This window comes from uncultured Thiodictyon sp. (genome assembly GCA_903837595.1).
GTDB lineage: Bacteria > Pseudomonadota > Gammaproteobacteria > Chromatiales > Chromatiaceae > Thiodictyon.
This window is the reverse complement of the sequence record CAILVI010000452.1, coordinates 1-5,037: the sequence shown is the minus strand read 5'-3', so window position 1 is coordinate 5,037 and position 5,037 is coordinate 1. Positions and strand designations below refer to the sequence as shown.

4 protein-coding genes are annotated in these 5,037 nt (G+C 62.6%); 1 reads left to right on the top strand and 3 read right to left on the bottom strand.

Translation table 11 applies throughout. The features are described from left to right. On the top strand, positions 1-925 hold a 925-nt coding region (locus QZY44_RS27130), incomplete at its 5' end, for a DNA-binding protein (RefSeq protein WP_295455450.1). A 144-nt stretch (positions 926-1,069) separates the two neighbouring features. Here QZY44_RS27130 and QZY44_RS27125 read toward each other — a convergent pair. The 3 genes from QZY44_RS27125 to QZY44_RS27115 are packed head-to-tail and all read right to left on the bottom strand — an operon-like array spanning position 1,070 to position 4,775. Beyond that, positions 1,070-3,016 carry a DUF3732 domain-containing protein gene (locus QZY44_RS27125; protein WP_295455448.1) on the bottom strand — a complete coding sequence of 649 codons (1,947 nt, stop codon included), beginning with the start codon at positions 3,014-3,016 and terminating at the stop codon, positions 1,070-1,072. Then, positions 3,013-3,501: a three component ABC system middle component gene (locus QZY44_RS27120; protein ID WP_295455446.1), complete on the bottom strand. Its 489-nt coding sequence runs from the start codon at positions 3,499-3,501 to the stop codon at positions 3,013-3,015. The genes QZY44_RS27125 and QZY44_RS27120 overlap by 4 nt, the downstream gene beginning before the upstream one ends. Further along, positions 3,498-4,775 carry an ABC-three component system protein gene (locus QZY44_RS27115; RefSeq protein WP_295455444.1) on the bottom strand — a complete coding sequence of 426 codons (1,278 nt, stop codon included), beginning with the start codon at positions 4,773-4,775 and terminating at the stop codon, positions 3,498-3,500. Before QZY44_RS27115 ends, QZY44_RS27120 begins: the two co-directional genes overlap by 4 nt. Between the last annotated feature and the right edge of the window lie 262 nt (positions 4,776-5,037).

Genomic DNA, 5,037 nt, shown 5'->3' with positions numbered 1-5,037 from the left:
CCCGACGATCGCCGCCGTCCGCGAGGGACTGGGCGGCAAAGGCTCCCAGCAAGCGATCGGCGCCGGCATTGACGACTGGCTCGACGAGGCCGCCCGGCGCTTCCAGATCCCCGGCATTCCCGAGGCGCTGCGCACCCAAGTGGTCGAGGTCTGGGACCAGGCGTGCCGGTTGGCCGGAGAGCAGTGGGACGGAGCGAAGGCGGCGCTTGAGGCCCAAGTCTCAGGACTGGACGCGCAAGTCACCGCGGTCGCTGGGAAGCGCGACGCGGCCAGGACCGAGATCGAGCGCCTGGCCGCCGAGCTGGACCGTCAAGGCATGACGCTGCGGGAAACCCAGGACGCACTGGACCTGGCCGGCAACAGGCTCGCCGCCCGTACCGAAGCCCTCCAGGAGACGACCGAGGCCCTGGCGCAGGCCCGCGTGCAGGGCGAGGACCAGTCCCGCCAGCGGGATCATGCCGAGCGGGTTGCCGCCGCGTCGGTAGAAAGCCTCACGGCGGCCCAAGAGCGCATCGCCCGGCTACAGGTCGGGCAGGAGGTCGCGACGGCGCGGGCCGAGTTGCTGGAGCGCGCGGAGGCGACCGCCCGGGACGCGGCGGCACAGGCGCGGGCGGACCTTGAAGCCGCACAGGTGTTGGCAGAACAGTTGCGCGGCTCATTGTCCGAGCGCGACGGCCAGCTTGCCACGTTGACGGCCACGGTCCAGGCGGAACAGCAGTCGCGGGATGCGGATACCCAACACTGGCTCAGCCGACTCGCCGAGTATCAGGTAGCAGTGGCTGAGGCCCGTGCCCGGGAAACGGCGCTGACCGAGGAGAAGAAGGCCCTGACCCAGGAGGCACACCGCTTGCGGCAGGACCTTCGGAAGGTGCAGTCCGGACTCAACGATGATGAGCATGCGCGCGGCGCCGCTCGCCAAGGCTGACTTTGCCTTGCAGGTTCACTTTCGACCCGTTGTAGTCACAGGCAACACACAAACGAACGTCCGCTGGACCCAGGTCAGCAGACACCGCGACTCTGGTTCCTTGTGGAAGGTGCTCCTCTGACGATACTGCTCTCCTGCGAAAAGTCATCCTTGGTTCCAGTCGTCCGGAACCAGCGCCGGCGGCTTTGTCCAAGGCAGTTCTACCAATGCGTCCTGGAACCACTGGTCGCGAAGATTCGCGTGCTCAGTGACGATCAACTGGAAGCCAGGGGCGTCTTCTTGGGTGAACTTCAGCAGCAACTCGAATAGCCGGCGCACCGCATCAAGGTCGGCGTCGGCCTCGGTCCTCTGCACCGAGCCGTCGGCATCCTTGTAGACCTGCTCGGATGGGAAGTAAACCTGGGTCGGCTGGTCGATCAGGAGAAAGCGCGGGATCGGGCGGTTGTTCTGGGCCGCGAACAGATGCAGGGCGAGCAGTGTCGACAGGTGATACGCCAGATGGTTCGCGCCACCCCCGGTTCGGCTCATCGGAACAGAACGGTCGGGGCGATCGAAGATGATCGTCAACTGCGGCAGATTGAGCCGCGCTGGGTAGGCCGCGAATTCGGCGTCGAACTTCTGGATGTACCGCGTCACCTGTGCGGAGATGTTATTGAGGATCGAGGCGAGGCGTTCGTTGCTGTCGTCGGCGCCGATCAGGTCCTCTAGCTGCTGCACCTTGTTCATGATTCGGCGATTCTCCGCTTCCAGCCTGGCGAGATCCTCGTTCGGGAGGAGAGTCTCGAGGAACAGGCTGATGCGGCCCACGACGCGCGCGGCTGCGTTGTTGCGGGTACCCATCTGGGCAATGAATTCGTTCGCCGAGTTCGCGGCGGAAAGCTCCGCTTCCTTCTGCCTGATGGCGCCCGCGATCTGGTCCACCTTGCCCGCCAGTTCGGTCAGGTAGGCTTCGAGCTTGGGGCGCTGGCCGGTGGCGACGCGCAATTCCTCGTGGAGCGACGCCAACTCGTTGAGCAGGACGGTGGCGACGGGGGATTCCAGTGCCAGGTTCCTCTCGCTGAACGGCCATTGCCACTCGCCGGTATCGGGGTTTTTCGGTAGCGCTTTGATCGACGCCAGCCGGTCCACCTGTTCGGCGGCCTCGCTTACGTAGCCACCGGCGCGCTTGGCGAACACACGCGCCGAGTCGATCCTGGCTTGGGTGTCGCCGCGCTCCTTACGCAACTGGCTCAGTTCTTCCTCCAGACGAGAAATCCGGCTGCCGTCGTCGTCGGGTACCGTTTCGGGCGTCCACGACAGCGCCGACCTCAATGCATCAATGATCCCTTCGGCATTGGGGTTCCTGTCGGCCTTGCCGATGACACCGACCGCCTTGGCTTCCGAGTAGAGGCCGATGGCCTTTTCGTGCGCCGTATCGACGGCGTCGCGCGCCTGCTCCAACTGCTTCGTGTTGATCCTCAGGTCCCTCTTCGCGGTCTGTAGCTTGGACTCAAGTTCGTGGCGGTTGGGGGATGAGACGCCGAGCAGGATCGGAAGCGTGTCGCGGATCGCCTGGGGTTGGAACTGCTCGTTCTGGCGGTAGAAAAGCTGGTCCTTGTTGGCGACCAGCCCCTGCTTCTGAAACAGGTAATAGAACGTATGTTTTACGTTTGCCGCGAAACTGTAACGGCTGTGTTCGAGTGCCACATCGGTGCGATTCTCGGGAATGCCGAGTAGCCGTGATAGCAGTTCGACGATGGCGTCATCGTCTGTGTTGACTGCCAATTCCTGGAACGAAGGGGCCTGCAGTTGACTTCCCCGCCGCAGCATCGCAGTGCTGCAGCTGGCGGCACCTCCGGTCGGTGTCGGCTTGGCAACTAGCACCTGGTCATTCTCATATTGGTAGATCACGGCGAACCAGGCCACTTTGGCGAAGATGTCGGTGTCGGGGACATTGAACGACGAGCGCCCCATGCAGTATTCGATAATCTCGGAGAGCGCGGACTTGCCGGTGGAGGACCGGCCGGTGATGACATTGAGCCCGTCCACCTTGAACCGGAGATCCCGGCGCTGGCCATCGTGGCTGTAGATGTGGATGGAACTAATCTTCATGGCCGAATCCCGAAAGTCGTGTAAACGGTTACCCGGTCAGCGATGCGCGCGAATTCCCTTCCGACGATGCGCGCTACTTTCTGGCAGGAGATGGTCTCGTCGGTTCCAGTGACGGTCTTACGCACCTTGCCGGGCACTGTCTGGATGCGCCCGTCGTCAGCGATAGCGATGCAGCCCCTTTCCATAAGCAGGCCGAACCCCTCGAACGCATAGGGCAACATCTGAGTGACCCGGTCTGCAAAGCCCACCACGACCTGCTGGTTCTTTTCCGTGGTCTTGAGCAGGTAGCTGCGCGGACTGCCGGCGATCACCTCGCGCGAATCCTTGTGCAGGCAAAGGGGCAACACCAGCAGCGACAGGGAGAAAGGCATGCCGCGGGCGTCTTCTTCTTCGTAGCCGTGCAGAGCACGGAACAGGACCAGACCGCAGAAGGCGGGGTTGAACAGGTTCCGAATCTCGAAGGGGCGCTGGTCCCATCGCTTCACGTGGCCACCCCCAGCACCTTGCCGAGGCGTTCGAGGAATCTGGGATGCCAATAGACGCGGGGTTCGGGCTTGCTATCCGCGAGGATGTGGAAATTGCCACGGAGGACGTAGGGCTCAGTCACCCGGGTGCGGAGGCGCAGGGATTCGATCTTTCCGGTCTCGAACTGTGCCCAGTTGTAGAGGGTCTCCCCGGCTTCCCGCAGCGCGTCCTCGGCGCTGTCGTCCCTCAGTTTCTCGAAAACGACATCCTTGTAGCGGTTCCACTCGTCGGCGAGACGATCTTCGTACTCATCGATTTCTCCCGATACCAGCAGGTGCTCGCGCGCCCAAGCAGACCGTTGCTCGAACGCCCTGTAATAGTCCAGGATGGCGCTCCTGATCCGGTTGGAGGAAAGGCCGATTTCACGAAGTTGCTTCACGAACAGGCGCGGATCGTTTTCGGTGTCGATGTCGTCGGCGGGGCCCTTCCCGCGGAAGGTGATGGGGAGGTTGTCGGCCTTGTATTCCTCGGCGACGGCGGACAGCTTGTCCGAAACCTCGTACCCGAAGATTCCTTCCGTCTTGGCTCCGGTCAACTGCTTGATGACCGCGTCGTTCCACCAACCTTCGAGCCGCTCGAAGACAAACTCGCGCTGCTCGCGCCGGACGGTTCGCAGGTACTTGTCCTTGATGGTCGCTGGAATATCGCCGATGCGCGGACTGCCATCAAAGATCAGGATGCGTTCGAGAAAATCCTGCTTTTCGGGGTCGCTCAGCTCGTTGAACTCCGAGGCGATCCTGCCGATGAGCGGAGACGTCGACTTGGCGAGCGCGGCATTGGCCAACTCGGTCAGAGTTGCTGCATCGCCGGAGGCGACGGGCTGGTCTGGGAGCAGGCGGGTGAGGAACGAGCCGGCCGACACCTTGCCGGTGGTGAACATAAAGAACCGGAGGTTCGATGCGGCGCGGCCATCGCGTTTGTACCGTGCCAACCAGATGTTGACGGACTTCCAGAAGTCGGTCGAAAGATCGGTCAGGCGGTCACCGACCGCCTTGTGCTTGAGCGAGGCCAAAGACTTGCCACCATCGCCGTCGATGAAATCGAGGTCATCGTCTTTTTCCAAGAAGACGGAGGTGTCCTCGGGCAATTGCAGCAGATGTAGCAGGGCCAGCCGTGCCTGGTAGATGTATCCCAGTCCTTGTTCGCCAGCTGAGTATCTGTCGGTGGTTGAGCCTGTCATGGAGCCAATCGACACCTGATAGCGAAATAAAGTGAAATAGCGGACGTACCACAATATCCTTCGCCGGCAATCCACCTTACGATACTTCGTACATGAGGTGGGCTTCTCTACGGTGTTTCAGGAGGCGGGATGAGTCCCCATGAGGCGTCACCACCGCCGCTTGAGTATGCGCAGGCCAAGGTTGCAGTGTACGGGCGGGCTGTCGTGCGGACAAGCGTCCGCGAACGGTCCTGCTGCTCCCGCTCGAAATGAAGGCACGGGCGACCGCTTCTGGCCGTTCAGCGCCCTTCGCCGCCGACGTTCGCCTCCGTTTGTG

Bases quoted from the DNA above. Each gene is read 5' to 3' on its own strand.
- QZY44_RS27125 (WP_295455448.1), bottom strand. From the start codon at position 3,016: ATGAAGATTAGTTCCATCCACATCTACAGCCACGATGGCCAGCGCCGG.